The 16,332-nt window shown below is 72.6% G+C and carries 17 protein-coding genes; 2 read left to right on the top strand and 15 right to left on the bottom strand.

Translation table 11 applies throughout. The features are described from left to right. Positions 1-18: 18 nt before the first annotated feature. Together AB0F01_RS11740 and AB0F01_RS11735 are read left to right on the top strand one after the other, a co-directional pair. Positions 19-306: a hypothetical protein gene (locus AB0F01_RS11740; protein ID WP_362093024.1), complete on the top strand. Its 288-nt coding sequence runs from the start codon at positions 19-21 to the stop codon at positions 304-306. A gap of 296 nt (positions 307-602) precedes the next feature. Continuing rightward, positions 603-1,553 (top strand): RluA family pseudouridine synthase, encoded by a 951-nt coding sequence (locus AB0F01_RS11735; protein ID WP_362093021.1) that lies wholly within the window; start codon positions 603-605, stop codon positions 1,551-1,553. Here the strand turns inward: AB0F01_RS11735 and AB0F01_RS11730 are convergent. From AB0F01_RS11730 to AB0F01_RS11660, 15 genes are all read right to left on the bottom strand, one after another. After that, positions 1,547-3,055: a cytochrome P450 gene (locus AB0F01_RS11730; RefSeq protein ID WP_362093018.1), complete on the bottom strand. Its 1,509-nt coding sequence runs from the start codon at positions 3,053-3,055 to the stop codon at positions 1,547-1,549. The two genes, AB0F01_RS11735 and AB0F01_RS11730, sit on opposite strands and share 7 nt — an antisense overlap. A gap of 55 nt (positions 3,056-3,110) precedes the next feature. After that, complete coding sequence (locus AB0F01_RS11725) at positions 3,111-3,731, bottom strand: ATP/GTP-binding protein (RefSeq protein ID WP_362093015.1); 621 nt, start codon at positions 3,729-3,731, stop codon at positions 3,111-3,113. After that, the gene (locus AB0F01_RS11720) at positions 3,712-4,119 is read right to left on the bottom strand and encodes a DUF742 domain-containing protein (RefSeq protein WP_362093012.1); all 408 of its coding nucleotides are present in this window, start codon (positions 4,117-4,119) and stop codon (positions 3,712-3,714) included. Before AB0F01_RS11720 ends, AB0F01_RS11725 begins: the two co-directional genes overlap by 20 nt. Then, on the bottom strand, positions 4,116-4,523 hold the full coding sequence (locus tag AB0F01_RS11715) for a roadblock/LC7 domain-containing protein (protein WP_362093009.1): 408 nt from the start codon (positions 4,521-4,523) through the stop codon (positions 4,116-4,118). Before AB0F01_RS11715 ends, AB0F01_RS11720 begins: the two co-directional genes overlap by 4 nt. Then, positions 4,520-6,148, bottom strand: a complete 1,629-nt coding sequence (locus AB0F01_RS11710; protein ID WP_362093007.1) for an ATP-binding protein — start codon at positions 6,146-6,148, stop codon at positions 4,520-4,522. The genes AB0F01_RS11715 and AB0F01_RS11710 overlap by 4 nt, the downstream gene beginning before the upstream one ends. A gap of 469 nt (positions 6,149-6,617) precedes the next feature. Then, positions 6,618-9,476 (bottom strand): DEAD/DEAH box helicase, encoded by a 2,859-nt coding sequence (locus AB0F01_RS11705; RefSeq protein ID WP_362093004.1) that lies wholly within the window; start codon positions 9,474-9,476, stop codon positions 6,618-6,620. A gap of 60 nt (positions 9,477-9,536) precedes the next feature. Beyond that, the gene (locus tag AB0F01_RS11700; protein WP_362093001.1) at positions 9,537-10,427 is read right to left on the bottom strand and encodes a diacylglycerol kinase; all 891 of its coding nucleotides are present in this window, start codon (positions 10,425-10,427) and stop codon (positions 9,537-9,539) included. A 30-nt stretch (positions 10,428-10,457) separates the two neighbouring features. Then, positions 10,458-11,402 (bottom strand): twin-arginine translocase subunit TatC, encoded by a 945-nt coding sequence (tatC, locus tag AB0F01_RS11695; RefSeq protein ID WP_362092998.1) that lies wholly within the window; start codon positions 11,400-11,402, stop codon positions 10,458-10,460. 48 nt (positions 11,403-11,450) lie between these two features. Beyond that, entirely contained in the window at positions 11,451-11,735 is a 285-nt protein-coding gene (tatA, locus tag AB0F01_RS11690) for a Sec-independent protein translocase subunit TatA (protein WP_362092995.1), read from the bottom strand. 228 nt (positions 11,736-11,963) lie between these two features. Then, positions 11,964-12,158 (bottom strand): hypothetical protein, encoded by a 195-nt coding sequence (locus AB0F01_RS11685; protein ID WP_362092992.1) that lies wholly within the window; start codon positions 12,156-12,158, stop codon positions 11,964-11,966. Positions 12,159-12,228: 70 nt separating this feature from the next. Continuing rightward, positions 12,229-12,522, bottom strand: coding sequence for a hypothetical protein (locus tag AB0F01_RS11680; protein WP_362092989.1), 294 nt, complete (start codon positions 12,520-12,522; stop codon positions 12,229-12,231). 61 nt (positions 12,523-12,583) lie between these two features. Further along, positions 12,584-13,579 carry a WYL domain-containing protein gene (locus AB0F01_RS11675; RefSeq protein ID WP_362092987.1) on the bottom strand — a complete coding sequence of 332 codons (996 nt, stop codon included), beginning with the start codon at positions 13,577-13,579 and terminating at the stop codon, positions 12,584-12,586. Between the two features lie 17 nt (positions 13,580-13,596). Beyond that, entirely contained in the window at positions 13,597-14,550 is a 954-nt protein-coding gene (locus tag AB0F01_RS11670) for a WYL domain-containing protein (RefSeq protein ID WP_362092984.1), read from the bottom strand. A 201-nt stretch (positions 14,551-14,751) separates the two neighbouring features. Continuing rightward, complete coding sequence (locus tag AB0F01_RS11665) at positions 14,752-15,123, bottom strand: FKBP-type peptidyl-prolyl cis-trans isomerase (RefSeq protein ID WP_094055282.1); 372 nt, start codon at positions 15,121-15,123, stop codon at positions 14,752-14,754. A 56-nt stretch (positions 15,124-15,179) separates the two neighbouring features. Then, positions 15,180-16,154, bottom strand: coding sequence for an FKBP-type peptidyl-prolyl cis-trans isomerase (locus AB0F01_RS11660; protein WP_362092981.1), 975 nt, complete (start codon positions 16,152-16,154; stop codon positions 15,180-15,182). Positions 16,155-16,332: the final 178 nt, after the last annotated feature.

The raw sequence follows: 16,332 nt of genomic DNA, 5'->3' as shown, positions 1-16,332 counted from the left end.
GGCCCAGGATCCGGGCGCGTGGCACACACCTTCGACGAGCTCGTGGCCAAGCAGCGCGCGGCGGACGAGGCCCACGTGCGCGTGCGGCACCTGCAGGAGTCCTTCGGCCCGCCGACCCGGTCCCCGTGGAGCGGCGAGCAGACCAACGCCTGGGAGACCGCCTGGAGGGCCTGGCGCGACCTGGCCCGCGACGCGCAGCTGGCGGTGAGCGAGTTCGCCCGCACCGAGGGCACCCCGCGCAACGAGGTCGAGGCCCGGGTGAAGCGGGCCGCCCGCCACGACGACGGGGACGGCACCGGGGCCTGATCCGCCCGCCACGAGGACGGGGACGGCACCCGGGCCTGATCCGCCCGCCAGGAGGACGGGGCGGCGCCCCTGCCCCCGGCCTGATCCGCCCCCGTCATGTCGCCGCGAGCAGCGCCCTGGCCTGATCCCCCACCACGACGACCCGGTGGCCCACGCGGCCCGTCGGCCTCCCCGACGACGAGGTGGCCCACGCGGTATGACCGGCCTCCCCAGACGGGTCTCCCGGTGGCGTCCCCGGGCCCCGCGCGCGGGCGGCCGACGGCACGTGCCGGGCCGGTCCTCGTACGCTTGCCGCCGTGAGACGCAGACGCCGGACCCCGCCCCCTCCCCTGCCGCAGCGCGACGGCGTGGACCCCGTACGGGTCCGGCTGCCCGCCGGCGGATCGTGGGCCACGGTGCGCGACCACCTGGCCGAGCGGCTGGCGGCCGGCCCCGAGGCCGTCGACGCCCTGTTCGCCGCTGAACGGATCGTCGGCGCGGACGGGCGGCCGGTCCCCCCGGACACCCCGTACGCGGCCGGGACGCACCTGTGGTTCCACCGGGACCTGCCCGCCGAGGTCCCGGTGCCGTTCGCGGTGGAGGTCGTGCACCGCGACGAGAACATCGTCGTCGCCGACAAGCCGCACTTCCTGGCCACCACCCCGCGCGGCAGCCACGTCGCCGAGACGGCGCTGGCCCGCCTCCGCCGCGACCTCGGCATCCCGGAACTCGGCGCCGCGCACCGGCTCGACCGGCTCACCGCGGGCCTGGTGCTGTTCACCGTGCGGCCGGAGGTGCGCGGCGCCTACCAGACCCTGTTCCGCGACCGGCTGGTGCACAAGGAGTACGAGGCCGTCGCCCCGCACGACCCCGGGCTGGCGCTCCCCCGGACCGTGCGCAGCCGGATCCTGAAGGAGCGCGGTGTCCTCGCCGCCCGGGAGGTCGAGGGCGAGCCGAACGCGGAGACCCGCGTCGAGCTCATCGGCCACCGGGCGGACGGCCTCGGCCGGTACCGGCTGGTGCCCCGCACCGGGCAGACCCATCAGCTGCGGGTCCACATGAGCGCCCTCGGCGTCCCCCTGCTCGGCGACCCGCTGTATCCGGAGGTGACCGCGCCCGTCCCGGCCGGCGACTTCCGGCGACCGCTGCAACTGCTGGCGCGGGCACTGGAGTTCACCGATCCGGTGACGGGTGTGGAACACCGCTTCCGCAGTGGCCGGACGCTCGCGGCCTGGGACTCACCCGAGGAGTGGGCCGCCGGTCAGTAGCCCCGCCACCAGTTCAGGAAGCGCTGCCAGGCGCCCTGCGGGCGGGCCGGGTCCCCGCCCGGCCGCGGCGGCTCGGGAGGCGGCGGCGCCGGGGTGCCGGCGAGCGGCTCGGCCGGGGTGGACGATGCCGGGGGCACGACGGCCGGTTCCGGTTCGGGGGCGCCGATGTGCCAGGCGGACGGGCGGCGCTGCGGCTCCTGGTCGTGGTTCGGCCGCTGGTTGACGTCCTGCGGCGCGCGCGGCAGGAACCGCACCGGCAGCGCCACCAGGTGCCGCGACGCGATGGACTCGGTGTACTCCAACTCGTCGACGCTCATGTCGAGTTCGACGTCCGGCAGCCGCATCAGCAGCGCGTCGACGCCGATCTCGGCGATGGCGCGGCCGATGTCCTGGCCCGGGCACTCGTGCGGCCCGCCGCCGAACGCCACGTGGGAGCGGTTGCCCTGCATGCCTGCCGTCGGGTCGGGGCGCACCCTGGGGTCCACGTTGGCCGGGGCGGGGGCGAACAGCAGGCCGTCGCCGCGCCGGATGCGCTGGCCGCCCAGCTCGGTCTCCTGCTTGGCGAAGTAGGCGAAGACGGTACTGAACGGCGGTTCGTCCCAGAGCAGTTGCTCCACCGCCTCGGGCACGGTCATCTGTCCGCCGTTGAGCTGGGCGCGGAAGCGCGGGTCCGTCAGCACGGTGAGCAGCACGTTGGCGAGGAGGTTGGCGGTGGTCTCGTAGGCCGCGATGAGCACCACCCGCAGGTGCTCCCTGACCTCGTCGTCGGTGAGCCCGGCCGGGTGGGTGACGAGGTGGCTGGCGAAGTCGTCCTGCGGGTCGGCCCGGCGGCGGGCGGTCAGCCGCGCCAGGGCGTCCATGATGTAGGCGTTGCTGGCGATCGCCGTCTCGGTGCCCTTGAGCATGTCGCGGGCGGCCTCGACGATGCGGTCGTTGTACTCGTCGGGCATGCCGAGGATCTGGCACATGACGGCCATCGGCAGGTGCTCGGCGTACTGGCCGACGAGTTCGGCCTCGCCCTCCTCGCAGAAGCCGTTGACCAGGCGCTGGGTGTAGCGGTTGATCTGGCGGCGCAGCGTGCGGAAGTCGATGGTCGCCATGGCGCTGTCGAGCGCGCCGCGCAGCCGCTTGTGCTCGTCGCCCTCGGCGTGCGAGCACATCGGCTGCCAGGCGATGTGCGGCATGAGCGGGTGGTCGGGCTTGACCAGCCCTTCGCGCAGCGGCGACCAGATGCGGCTGTCCCGGCTGAACTGGGCCGGGGTGCGCACCATGTGCAGGCTCTCGGCGTGGCCGAGGACCACCCACACCGGCACGTCGTCGTGGAGCAGGGCGGGGGCCACCGGGCCGTGCTCGGCCCGCAGCTCCTCGTAGAGCTTTCTCAGGTCGTCCGACTCGTGCAGCCGGCGCAGCCCCCCGGGGCCGAGGCCGTGTGCCGGGCAGCCGGGGGGCGGGCCGGTCCGGGAGGTGTCCGGGGTGGTCGGGGCGTGGGATTCAGGCGTCACTGTGGTCGCTCCGCAAACTGGGGAAACGCGAGGGGTCGGGGGTGGCGGGCCGGGGTCAGGTGAGCGAGCCGGTCATGGCGAGCGAGTGCAGGAACCGCATGAGGGTCATCAGCACGTCGCGGCTGGAGGCCCGCCGCCGCACGTCGCACTCCATGATCGGGACGTCCTCGGAGAGGTCGAGCGCGGTGCGCAGGTCCGCCAGCGGGTAACGGGGCGCGTCGGGGAAGGAGTTGACGGCGACGACGAAGGGGACCCCGCGTTCCTCCAGCCGCCCCATCACGTCGAAGCTCACTTCGAGCCGGCGGGTGTCGACGAGTACGACCGCGCCGAGCGCCCCCTCGAACAGTCCGTTCCACAGGAACCAGAAGCGCTCCTGTCCCGGGGTGCCGAACAGGTAGAGCACCAGCTGGTCGGTGATCTTGATGCGGCCGAAGTCCATGGCCACGGTGGTGGCCGTCTTGCTCGCCGAGCCGAAGTTGTCGTCGACCCCGATCCCGGCCTGGGTCATGGTCTCCTCGGTGGTCAGCGGGCGGATCTCGCTGACCGAACCGACCATGGTCGTCTTGCCGACCCCGAATCCCCCGACGATCACGATCTTGGCCGCGGCCTGGGCCGTGAGCGGCAACTGGTCCTCGGTGCGAGGGCCGGGGACGGTGTCAGAGCCGTTGAAGTCCATGCATCACCGCTTCGAGAAGGGAACGGTCCGGGAGCGCCTGACGCACGATCGGGGCGCGCGCGTGGACCAGTTCCGCCGTCAGCATCTCGGTGAGCAGCACCGTCACGACGCTGAACGGCAGGCTGAGGTAGGCCGACAGTTCGGCCACGGACAGGGGTGCGGAGCAGAGCCGGAGCACGGCCGCCTGCTCGGGGGTGGCCGACGGCGGGGGGTCCTCGGCGCGCGCCACGATGAGGGTGACGAGGTCGAGGTCCGCCCGGCCGCCGTCCGCGCCGGCGACCACGTACAGCCGTTCCGGGTTGCCGCCCTCGCCGTCCTTGCCGGTGGCCGGGGGGCGGGGAGGGGCGTTCTCCTGGGGGCTGCGCCTCTGGCGTTGCGGAGGAGTCATACGGCCTGCCCGTTCCGTCGGGGCGGGCTCGTGAGGTGGGCGCCGATGCGGACGACGAGGTCGCGCATCATGCCGCCCATCCGGCCCGGTTCGCACGTCATGTCGGACAGGACCGCGAGGTAGGCGTTGGCGCCGGCGGCCATCAGGTAGAAGTAGCCGCCGTTGATCTCGATGACCACCATCTTCATCTCGCCGTCGCTGCGCGGCAGTTCCTGGGCGACCGCGCCGGCCAGGCTCTGCACGCCCGCGCAGGCGGCGGCCACCCGGTCGGCGGCGTCCGGCTCGCCGCCGTAGCGGGCGATGCGCAGACCGTCGGCCGACAGGACGACGATCATCTCCACGCCGGGTACACCGTCGGCGAGCTCCTTGAGCATCCAGTCGAAGTTGGCTCGCTGCTGGATCACTTGAGGTTCCCCTCGTCGTCGGCCTCGGTTCGGGCCGGGTCGTTGATGAGATGCAGGTAGGCGGTCGGGTTGCGGGTGAAGTCGGTGGGGTGGACACCCGGTTCGAGGTCCTTCTTCAGGCCGTCCCAGAACGCGTCGACCCACAGGCCGGGTTCGCGGTCGTCCTTCGGCTCCGGCTCGGGCGCGGGCGGGGGGGTCCAGGGGGTGGTCTCGCCGCGCGCTGCGGCCTCCCGCTCGGCGCGCTGCGCGGCTGCCTGCTCGGCGTACCGCTGGGTCAGGGAGGTCTTGACCCGGCTGCGGCGCTGCGGGAGGCCGCCGGCGGTCCACTCGGTGACCTCGGGGACCTCGTCCTCCATAGAGACCGTGGCCGGGATGCGCGGGCTGGTGGGCCGGCGCTTCTTGGGGGCCCGCTCGGGGCCGGGGAGCGCGTCGACCTGCATGGGGACGGCGGTCGCCCCGATGCCGTGGGCGAGGCCGACGCCGGGCTGGTCGGTGAGCATGTCGCTGGGGACGACGAGGACGGCGCGGACGCCTCCGTAGGCGGAGGCCCGCAGCGACACCTGCATGTTGTAGGCGGCGCAGAGCCGGCCGACGACGGCGATGCCCAGGCGCGGGCTCTCGCCGAGGTCCTGGAGGTCGACGCCGCGCTGGGCGCGGTCCAGCATGCCCTCGATGCGGGCGCGGGCCTGCTCGTCGAGGCTGACCCCGGAGTCCTCGATCTCGATGGCGACACCGGTCTGCACCTCGACGGCGGTGACGTGCACCTTGGTCTGGGGCGGCGAGTAGCGGGTGGCGTTGTCGAGGAGTTCGGCGGCGGCGTGGATGACGGGCTCGACCGAGATGCCCTTGACGTTGACCTTGGCGATCGACTTCAGGTCGATGCGGCGGTACTCGAGGATGCGGGACATGGCGCCGCGCAGCACGCTGTAGAGCGCGACCGGCTGCGGCCACTGGCGTCCGGGCCGGCCCCCGCCGAGGACGGAGATGGAGTCGGCGAGGCGGCCGATCAGGGCGGTGCCGTGGTCGATGCGCAGCAGGTCGTCGAAGACCTCGGGGTTGCGGCCGTGGTCCTCCTCCATCTCCCGCAGTTCCTTGGCCTGCTGGTGGACGATGGCCTGCACGCGGCGGGCGATGCTGACGAAGGAGCGCGCGGAGGAGTCGCGCAGGGCTTCCTCGTCGTCGATGATCCGCAGCATGATGCGCAGCAGCTTGATCTGGTACTCGGGCAGGTCGCGCCAGGCCGGGTTCAGCTTGGGCAGGTCGCGGATCACCTCGTGGGGGGTGTTGCCGCGGTGCAGGTACTCCAGCGCTCCGGGGGTCACCTCCTGCGCGAAGTGCAGTGTCTCCGTGTCGTGGGCGGCGATGCGCGCCTCCAGATACGCACGGTGACGCTCGTACTCGGCCCGGGCGGTGCGCAGGGCGCGGCCGCGGCGGGTCGCCTCCGCCGCGGAGGCGATCACCAGCGCGGTGGCGACGGCGCCGCAGACGGCGACGGCGAACCGGGCCGGTTCCGTCACCAGGGCGACGGCGGCTCCGGTCGCCGCGGCCATCAGTATCGCCGGGATCAGCAGGACGCGCGCGTACGGCAACTCACGTCGTCCGGGCGGGGATTGGACACTCACCATGTGGGCCCTCTGGAAGGAATCGGCTGGTGGTCGGGGTGCACTGCGGGGAACGGACCGTGCGGTCACTGCGGGCATTCCGCACAAAGAGGAAGGGGCGCACGATGTCATCCCAACTGGGTGCGCTGCGGGCGAGCTTAGTCCGAGCGGATCATCGCCGAGTCATATTCAGCATCTGCCGGAAATGACCCCCGGTGCAGCGGTACGCTCGGATCCATTTACACACCGCGCATCGACTCGAACGCTCACCGTAACGGCGTACGGGCGTGCGAATCTCACTCACCGTCACGAGTGAAGAACGGCCGGGACGAGGACCGGTGCCGTGTCCCGCCGGGGCCCGGACGGATCGGCGTCCGGCCGAGTCCTGCCCGCGGAAGCGGCGTCCGACGCCCGCCGAGGGGGCGCACCGGATGCAGAAGCCCGGCGCGCACGGGGCGCGCCGGGCTCCGGAGGGTGCCGAGAGGGCGGGGGCTCAGCCGACGGAGGAGTAGGCCACCACCCCGCGCAGCAGTCCGTCCACCGCCTTGCGGGCGTTCTTCGCGACCGTGGAGCCCTCGACGGCGGGGGCAGCGGCGGAGATCTGCCCGAGCACGTCGATGACCTGCTTGCACCAGCGCACGAAGTCGCCGGCCGGCATCTCCGCCTCGCGCAGCACCTCGTCGAGCCCCTTGCCGGAGGCCCACATGTACGCGGCCCAGGCGAAGCCGAGGTCCGGCTCGCGCTGGCCCACGCCCTCCGTCTGGGAGATCCGGAAGTCCTCCTCCAGGGCGTCCAGCCGGCCCCAGATCCGGACCATGTCGCCGAGGGCCGCCTTGGCCTTGCCGGACGGCAGCTTCGGCGCCATCGCGTCGTCGGCGGCCCGTGCCTCGAAGACCAGCGCGGAGACGCAGGCGGCGAGTTCGGCCGGGGCCAGCCCCTCCCAGACGCCTTCGCGCAGGCATTCGCTGGCCAGCAGGTCGAGTTCGCCGTAGAGCCGGGCGAGCCGCCTGCCGTGCTCGGTGACCTCGTCGCCGCGCAGGTAGTCCATCTCGGTCAGCAGCGCCACGATGCGGTCGAAGGTGCGGGCGATGGTGTTCGTCCGGCCCTCGATCCGCCGCTCCAGCTGCGAGGTGTCCCGCAGCAGCCGGTGGTAGCGCTCGGCCCAGCGGGCGTGGTCCTCCCGGTCGTCGCAGCCGTGGCAGGGATGCGCCCGGATCTCCTTGCGCAGCCGGGCGATCTCCCGGTCGTCGGCCGCCTGCGAGCGCCGCTTGCGGTGCCGTTCGGGCGCGATGTGCCCGGCCTTGCTACGCAGCGCCGAGGCGAGGTCCCGACGGGACTGCGGCGAACGCGGGTTGAACGACTTCGGGATCCGCATCCGCTCCAGCGCCTCGACGGGCACCGGGAAGTCGATCGACGCCAGCCGCTTGACCTGCCGCTCGGCGGTCAGCACCAGCGGGCGCGGGCCGTCGTGGTGGTCGAAGCCCCGGTGGCCGTTGGACCGGCCCGCGGGCAGCCCCGGGTCCAGCACCAGCGCCAGGCCCGCGTACTTGCCCGTCGGCACGTGGATGACGTCGCCCGGCTTCAGCTTCTCCAGCGCGACGGCGGCCTCCGCACGGCGCTGCACCGCGCCCTGCCGGGCCAGCTCCGTCTCGCGGTCCTTCAGCTCGCGGCGCAGCCGCGCGTACTCCTCGAAGTCACCGAGGTGGCACGTCATGGAGGCCTTGTAGCCTTCCAGGCCCTCCTCGTTGCGCTGCACCTGGCGGGAGATGCCGACGACCGACTTGTCCGCCTGGAACTGGGCGAACGAGGTCTCCAGCAGTTCCCGCGAGCGGTGCCGCCCGAACTGCTCGACCAGGTTGACCGCCATGTTGTACGACGGCTTGAAGCTGGAGCGCAGCGGATAGGTGCGGGTGCCGGCCAGCCCCGCCAGGTGCTCGGGGTTCATGCCGCGCTGCCACAGGACGACCGCGTGACCCTCGACGTCGATGCCGCGCCGGCCGGCCCGGCCGGTCAGCTGGGTGTACTCACCGGGGGTGATGTCGGCGTGCTGCTCACCGTTCCACTTGACCAGCTTCTCCAGCACCACCGAGCGGGCGGGCATGTTGATGCCGAGCGCGAGGGTCTCGGTGGCGAACACGGCCTTGACCAGCCCCCGGACGAACAGCTCCTCGACGACCTCCTTGAACGTCGGCAGCATGCCCGCGTGATGGGCCGCGATGCCGCGCTCCAGGCCCTCGAGCCACTCGTAGTACCCCAGGACGTGCAGGTCCTCGGCCGGGATGGAGGCGGTGCGTTCCTCGACCAGGGCGCGCACCCGGGCGCGCGCCTCGTCGTCGTTGAGCCGCAGCCCCGCGTACAGGCACTGCTGGACCGCGGACTCGCAGCCGGCCCGGCTGAAGATGAACGTGATGGCGGGCAGCAGGCCCTCGGCGTCGAGCCGTTCGATGACCTCCGGCCGGCTCGGCGTCCACACGCGCGACCGCTGTCTGCGCTCCCGCTCGCGGTCGGCCTCGCGCAGGTTCCCCCGCCCGCGGCGGCGGTCGCCCCACGGGGGACGGCTCGCCTCCAGCCGGGCCATGCGCGTCAGGTCGGGGTTGACGGCCTTCTTGCGGCCCTCGCCCTCCTCGAACAGGTCGTAGATCCGCCGCCCGGCGAGCACGTGCTGGAACAGCGGCACCGGCCGGTGCTCGGAGACGATCACCTCGGTGTCGCCGCGCACGGTGTCGAGCCAGTCGCCGAACTCCTCGGCGTTCGACACCGTCGCCGAGAGGGAGACCAGGGTCACCGACTCGGGGAGGTGGATGATCACTTCCTCCCACACGGCGCCGCGGAAGCGGTCGGAGAGGTAGTGCACCTCGTCCATGACCACGTACCCCAGGCCCAGGAGGGTCTGCGAGCCCGCGTACAGCATGTTCCGCAGCACCTCGGTGGTCATCACGACCACCGGGGCGTCGGAGTTGACGCTGTTGTCGCCGGTGAGCAGGCCCACCTTGTCACTGCCGTACCGCCGGCAGAGATCGGCGTACTTCTGGTTCGACAGTGCCTTGATCGGCGTCGTGTAGAAGCACTTCTTGCCCTGTTGCAGGGCGAGGTGGACGGCGAACTCGCCGACGATCGTCTTGCCCGAGCCGGTGGGCGCCGCCACCAGCACGCCCTTGCCCGCCTCGAGCGCCTGGCAGGCCTCGATCTGGAACGGGTCGAGGCCGAAGTCGTACATCTCGCGGAAGGAGGCGAGCGCGGTGGCCTGCTCGGCAGCGCGCCTGCGCGCTGCCGCGTACCGCTCGGCCGGTGAGAGGTCCTCTGTCATCGTGCTTTCGAGCCTACCGGGCCGCACCGACAACAGGACGATCATTATCCGGACCGCACGCGGCGCGAGCGGGGTCCCGGACCGGCTCGGGGAACCGGGCCCGGCTCAGGGGGTCAGGACACGCACGGCGGCGGGCACGCAGCGCACCGTCAGGGGCAGCGGCCCCACCGGTTCGCCGTCCGCGTAGCCGGTCACGCCGTCGGCCGCCAGCTCCACGCGCGTCGCCCGCAGGACGCTCACCACCGGATGGCCGAGGTGCGTCCCCCGGTACACCGTCGGGAACACCCGCAGCAGGGTGGTGCGCGTGCACGCGCCCACCACGGTGACGTCCAGCAGCCCGTCACCGAGGTCCGCACCGTGACAGACCCTCATGCCGCCGCCGTAGGAGGGCCCGTTGCCGACGGCCACCAGCGTCGCCTCGACCTCCCGCACCTCGCCGCCGTCGACGGTGATCCGGTACGGGATCGGGCGCAGCGCGGCCAGCTCGGCGAGCATCGCCAGGTCGTATCTGAACCGGCCCACGGGCAGCCGCATCCGGTTGCCGCGGTCGTTGACCCGGGAGTCGAAGCCCGAGGCCAGGACGTTGGCGAACCAGCGGTCGCCGGCCCGTCCGAGGTCGAGTGCGCGCGTCCGGCCGCGGGTGAGGGCGTCGGCGGCCGTGCGGCCCGCCGCCGCGGGGTCCCGCAGCGGGAGCCCGAGGGCACGGGCGAAGTCGTTACCGGTGCCGGCCGGGATCAGGCCGAGGGGGGTGCCGGTGCCCGCGACGGCCTGCAGCGCCAGGTGCACCATGCCGTCGCCGCCCACGGCGACCAGCGCGCCGGTGCCCTCCGCGACGGCGGCCCGCGCCCGCACGAGCGCGTCCGCGGCGTCATCGCCGACGAGCGTGCGCACCGTGTACCCGGCGTCCCGCAGCGCGGCCGCGGCCGGGAGCGCCGCCCGGGCGCCCCGGCCGCGGCCTGCGGTGGGGTTGACGAAGAGGGTGATCTCGCTGGTCACGGAGCGACCCTACGAGGTGGTCCCGGTGTCTCAGGTCACGTCGTCGTAACCGTTCACCCGGTCCTTGGAGGTCTGCTCCGGGAGGGCCGCCACGGGTTCCGCCGGATCGACGGCCTCGGGCGTCAGGTCCAGCTCGGACGCTTCGTCGTCGGCGGGTCCCAGGGCCTCGATGCGGCGCCTGCGCCGGTCGTTGAGCAGCGCCACGGCGACGGCGGTGAAGTACAGGAGCCAGATGGGACCGGCGAGCGCGATCATCGTCAGCGGGTCCGTGCTGGGGGTGGCGATGGCGGAGAAGACCGTGATGCCCATGATCATGCCCCGCCACCAGCCGAGCATCCGCTTGCCGGTCAGCACCCCGGTGAAGTTGAGCATGATCAGCAGCAGCGGCAGCTCGAAGGAGAGCCCGAAGACGATCACCATGCGCGTCACGAGGTTGAGCAGGTCGTCCAGCGGCAGCAGGTTGTCGACGTCGCTGGGCGTGAAGCCGATGAGCACCTCGGCGGTGGTGGGCAGCACCCGGTACGCGAAGTAGGCGCCGCCGAGGAACAGCGGGAAGCCGGTGGCGACGAACGCGTAGGCGTACTTCTTCTCGCTCCGGTGCAGGCCGGGGGCGACGAAGGCCCACAGCTGGTACAGCCAGACCGGCGCGGCGAACACGATGCCGGCCATCAGCGAGACCTTCAGCGCGAGCGTGAAGGGCGTGAGCAGGCCGTTGATCGTGATCATGGCGCAGGGGTGCGCCTTGTCCTGCGTGGTGCGCGCCAGTTCCTCGAAGGACCGGCCGCAGCCGACCGACCTGAGGACCGGGTTGGTGAAGAAGTTGATGATGTCGGTGTAGAAGAAGGCCGCGACGACCGTCACCAGGACGATGGCCAGCAGCGCCTTCGCGAGCCGGTTGCGGAGCTCACGCAGGTGCTCCGCGAGGGGCATCCGCCCTTCCGGATCCTTCTCCTGTTTGCGGGCAGACTTCAGCAACCCACGTTCCCCATCTCGTGCAGCGGGCCGGAGTCCACCGGCCCTGCGTCAGCGCTTGGTCGTGTCCGTGGGCTCCGCCACCGGGCGGGAGCTGGTCACGTCGCCGGGTGCGGCCTGGATGGTGCGCTGTGCGGCGGACTCCTCACCGGGAGCCGGCGGGTCGGCGGGGGTGGAGGACTTGTCCTCCTTCATCGCCTTCGCCTCGCTCTTGAGGATGCGGGCCGACTTGCCGAGCGACCGCGCCATGTCCGGCAGCTTCTTCGCGCCGAACAACAGGATGACGACGACGAGGATGAGAATGATCTCGGGAGCGCCGATCTTGCCACCGAACATAAGTCTTTACCTTCTCACCGAGGCTGCGGGGGTGCTGTCCGACCGGACACACATCCGGACGATGGTACGTGACAGCGATCGTAACGCTCAGGGGTGAACGCGAGGCAATCCCCGTGCGTACTCCCCTTCCGCGGCCGGGCCTCGTTCTCCGGCCGCGAGCAGCAGCGTACCTGCCGGTGCCACGGACCCGACAGGGTGAGGGCTCCCGGCCGGCCCCGGCGTGGACGCTCAGAGGGCTTCGGCGGACCGGGCCGCGCCGGCGGCCGACCGCTCCAGGTCCTCGGCCGCGCGGCTGATGCGGTGCGCGGAGTCCGTGACCTGGCGGCCGAGGCGTTCCGCCTCGACGAACACCCGGACGGCCAGCACGCCGAGCACGACGAGACCCACGAAACCCACGGCAACAGCGAACATCGGCCAGACCATGGGGTGAGCCTAGACCGTCGCGGCGGGCGGCGGGCTCCCGCCCCGCGCCCGCGCCGGGCGGGCCGGGGACCTACACGGTGGAGTGCAGCCGCAGGGTGCTGACGCCGCCGCCGGTGAGCAGTTCCACGATGCGCTCCCCGGCCGGCTTGCGGACCGCCGCCGCGCACTCGGGGCAGGTGAACGAGTAGAAGGTGGTGCGGCTGCTCGCGCCGACCACGAGACGCAGCGCGCTCGCGGCGAGTTCGAACCGCCCCCGGCAGTCCGGGCAGCCCGCCCGGAACACGACCGGGGCCACGCTTCTCATCCCGGCGAACGCGGACGCCACCGTCATCCCCCGCACACCAGACGTCGCCGACTCGCTCAAAGCACTCGCTCCTGCCTGTCGTCCTGTCCGTCCCGCGCCCCGTGCCGTGCGCGGGCCCCGCTCATCCGGCCGCCTCGACCCCGTCGTAGGCCGCCAGCGCCTCCCGGGCGGCCTGCCGGGCACTGTCCGCGAGGCCGCGCGGCTCGACGATGCGGCCGTCGCGCCCGAGCCGCAGGGCCAGGCGTCTCAGCGAGGCCGGGTCGGGGGTGCGCAGGGTGATGCGCAGCCCGCCGTCGGGGAGCTCCTCCGCGCTGTCGTGCGGGTAGTACTCGGCGACCCAGCGTCCGCCCGGTCCGACCTCGACGACGACCTCGGGGTCCTCGGCGGCGGGCTGCACCAGTCCTTCGGACAGGTCCCGCAGTTCGATCTCGGGGGGCGCCGACGGCTCGTCGAGGATCCTGATCTCGGCCACCCGGTCCAGCCGGAAGGTGCGGCGCGCCTCGGAGCGGCGGCACCACGCCTCGACGTAGGTGTGGCCGACGCTGACCAGGCGGATGGGGTCGATCTCGCGCTCGGTGATCTCGTCGCGCGCGGGTGAGTAGTACCGGATCCACAGCCGACGGCGTTCGGCGATGGCGCGGTCGACGTCGGCGAACACCCCGCCCTCGGACTCGAAGGTCACCGACAGCCGGGAGCTGGCCCCGGCGGCCTCGCCGGCGGCGGCCTCCACCTTGGCGGTGGCCCGCAGCAGTGCCTGGCGGTCGCTCTCGCGCAGGCCGGGCAGGGTGGCCACGGCGCGGGCGGCGACCAGCAGGGCGGTGGCCTCGTCGGCGGCGAGGCGCAGCGGGTCGGCGGTCTCGGCGCCGAGGGCGGCGGGGTTGTGCCACCAGATGTGCTCGCCGTCGGTGTCGATGTCGAGCAGGTCGCCGCCGCGGAAGCTGGTGCCGCACATGGGCAGCACGTCGAGGTCGGAGACCAGTTCGTCCTCGGTGATGCCGAAGGCGCGTGCCACGTCCTCGACCCGGGCGCCGGGGCGCTCGCGCAGATAGGTCACCAGCGAGAGCATGCGCCGGGTCTGGTCGATGGCGTTCACGGGCCTGACCGGTTTGCCTGCCACGTCTTGTCCGCTCCCCCTCAGCCCTTGGCGACGGCGCGCAGCCGGTCCACCACGTCGGCCCGCAGTTCCGCGGGCTCCAGGACCACCACGTCCGGTCCGAACTCCACCAGCCACGCGTCCAGGCCGTGCCCGTAGGGGATCTCCAGCTCGTCCCAGCCGTCGCCGAGTTCCCGCACGGCCGTGGCCCTGGCCCGCAGCGGGTATCCGGCGCCGGCGCGCAGCCGGATGCGGGCCGTGCGGTCGGCGGTCTCCCCCGCCCAGCTCGCCACGGTCTCCCGCACGGTGACGACGTCCGGCACGGGGGCGGTGAACCGGCCGGTGCGTGAGCGGACCCTACCGGTGATCCGGGACAGGCGGAAGACGCGTTCGGCGCCCCGGTCGCGGTCCCAGCCGGCCAGGTACCAGTGGCCGCGCCAGCACTCCAGCGCCCACGGCTCGACGTGTCGCTGTTCGGGCTGGACGGCGGTGGCCTTGCGGTAGTCGAAGACGACCGGACGGCGGTCGCGGCAGGCCAGCATCAGCGGTTCGAAGGCGGCCTCGTGCACCGGGATGCGGGGTTCGAGGGCGCTGTGGGTGCCGTGCGGGTCGACGTCGTCGGGGAGTCCGGCGGCGCGCAGCTTCTGCAGGGCGCCGCTGGCGGCCCCGGCCAGCCGGGCCTGCTGCCAGACCTTGGCGGCGAGTCCGAGCGCCGCGGCCTCCTCGGCGTCCAGGGTGATGGGCGGCAGCCGGTTGCTGTCGCGGCGGGCGAGGTAGCCGGTCTCGCCGTCGAGGTTCTCGACGGTCTCGATGACCAGTCCGAGTTCGCGCAGGTCGTCCTTGTCGCGCTCGAACATGCGGTTGAAGGAGTCGGTGGAGCCCGCCTCCAGGTAGGCCTCGATGGACTCACGCAGCTCGCGCTTGCTGAGCGGCCGGCGCGTCCCGAGCAGACACAGCGCCAGGTTCATCAGCCGCTCGGCCTTGGCAATGGCCATCGACGCCCTTCGCCTCCCTCTGGTGCTTACGACCGATGACCGTACCGCTCCGTGGTGGCGCGGCAAAAGCCGAGGGTCCATGCCCGGACGGGCATGGACCCCGAATGATCGGCTCCGATCGGTTTCCGACCGGACGTCGTACGACGAACCGACGGTACGGCGATCATCTCGATCGCCGCGCGCCGGCCGGCGGTGCGACGGTCAGACGCCGAGCAGGTCGACCACGAAGATCAGCGTCTCGCCGGGCTTGATGGCCGGCGTGGGGCTCTGGTTGCCGTAGGCGAGGTGGGCGGGGATGGTCAGCTGGCGCCGGCCGCCGACCTTCATGCCCTGCACGCCCTGGTCCCAGCCCTTGATGACCCGGCCGCCGCCCAGCGGGAAGCGGAACGGGGTGCCGCGGTTCCAGCTGGCGTCGAACTCCTCGCCGGTGCTGAAGGCGACACCGACGTAGTGCACGGTGACGGTCTGGCCCGCCTCGGCCACCGGTCCGTCGCCCTCCCAGATGTCCTTGATCTCGAGGTCCGCCGGGGGCTCGCCGCCCGGGAAGTCGATCTCGGGCTTGTCGATGCTCACTACATTTCTCCTTGTTGCGTGACCTGCGGACCCTGACAGTTTCACAGACGCGCGGGTCAGACGGTGCCCAGGATGTCGACGACGAAGACCAGCGTGTTCTTCGCCAGCTCGCTGCTCGGGTTGGCGCCGTAGCCGAGGGACGGCGGGATCACCAGCAGCACCCGGTCGCCGACGTTCTTGCCGACCAGGCCCTGGTCCCAGCCGGCCACGACCGAGCCGGTGCCGATCTGGAAGGCGGTGGCGCCGCCGTGGTCCCAGGAGGAGTCGAACTTCTTGCCGTCCTCCCACTTGACGCCGGTGTACTGGGCGATGAGGCCCTGACCGGCCTCGACCTTCTTGCCGTCACCCTTGATCAGGACCTGGTCCTGGAGCTCCTTCGGGGCCTTGACGCCCTTCGGGACGGTGATGGTGGCGGCCTTCTGTGACGGCGCCTTCACCTCGGGCAGCCCGTCCTCGACGGCCGCCTGCTCACCCTCGGCCTCGGCCTTGGCGTCGACGGGGGCGGCGGCGACGGTGTCGACCACCCAGACCAGGACGTCCTTCTCGGTGACACCGGAGGCGGGGTTCAGCCCGGGCCCGATCAGGTCGCCCGCGGTGCCCTGCACGAGGGTGCGGCTGCCGACCTTCTTGCCCTTCAGGGCGTCCAGGACCTTGGGGGGCAGCTGCCCGCCCTCCTTGCCCAGCTGGGCCACGGACTGCGGCCGGGGGTTCTTGCCCGCCGCGGTGGCCCAGGTGCCGCCGAGCTCCTGCTCCTCGCCCCACTTCACGAGGGACCAGTCGAGCCGGACGAAGTCGGACGCCTCGACGGTCTTCCCCTTGCCCGCCGACACCGTCTCGACCACGGTCTTCTCGGTCGGCTCGGTGTCCTTCGGGTCGGAGATCTCGGGCTTCTGGCCGAACTTCCCCTCGATCCGGGCGACGCCGTCCGCGGAGTCGCTGTTCTTGTCGTCGTCACCGCCGCAGGCGGCGGTGAACAGCAGGGCGGGGACGGCCAGCAGCGCCGCGAGGCGCCGGTACGTGTTCTGGTTCATCAGTCCAACTGGGAATCGGGGGCGTGGGGGCGATCCGGCCACTCTACGACCTGTGACCCCGTGGACCACGAGTATCGGCCGACGCCTCCCGCGAAAGAGACGCACCGCGCACCGGAACGCCCGAGGCTCCCCGGGAACGGGTCCCGGGGAGCCTCGGGCGTCCTGCGCGTCCTGCTGC

This window comes from Streptomyces sp. NPDC029526, from assembly GCF_040637405.1.
Taxonomy (GTDB): Bacteria; Actinomycetota; Actinomycetes; order Streptomycetales; family Streptomycetaceae; genus Streptomyces.
This window is presented reverse-complemented; position numbering and strand designations above follow the sequence as displayed.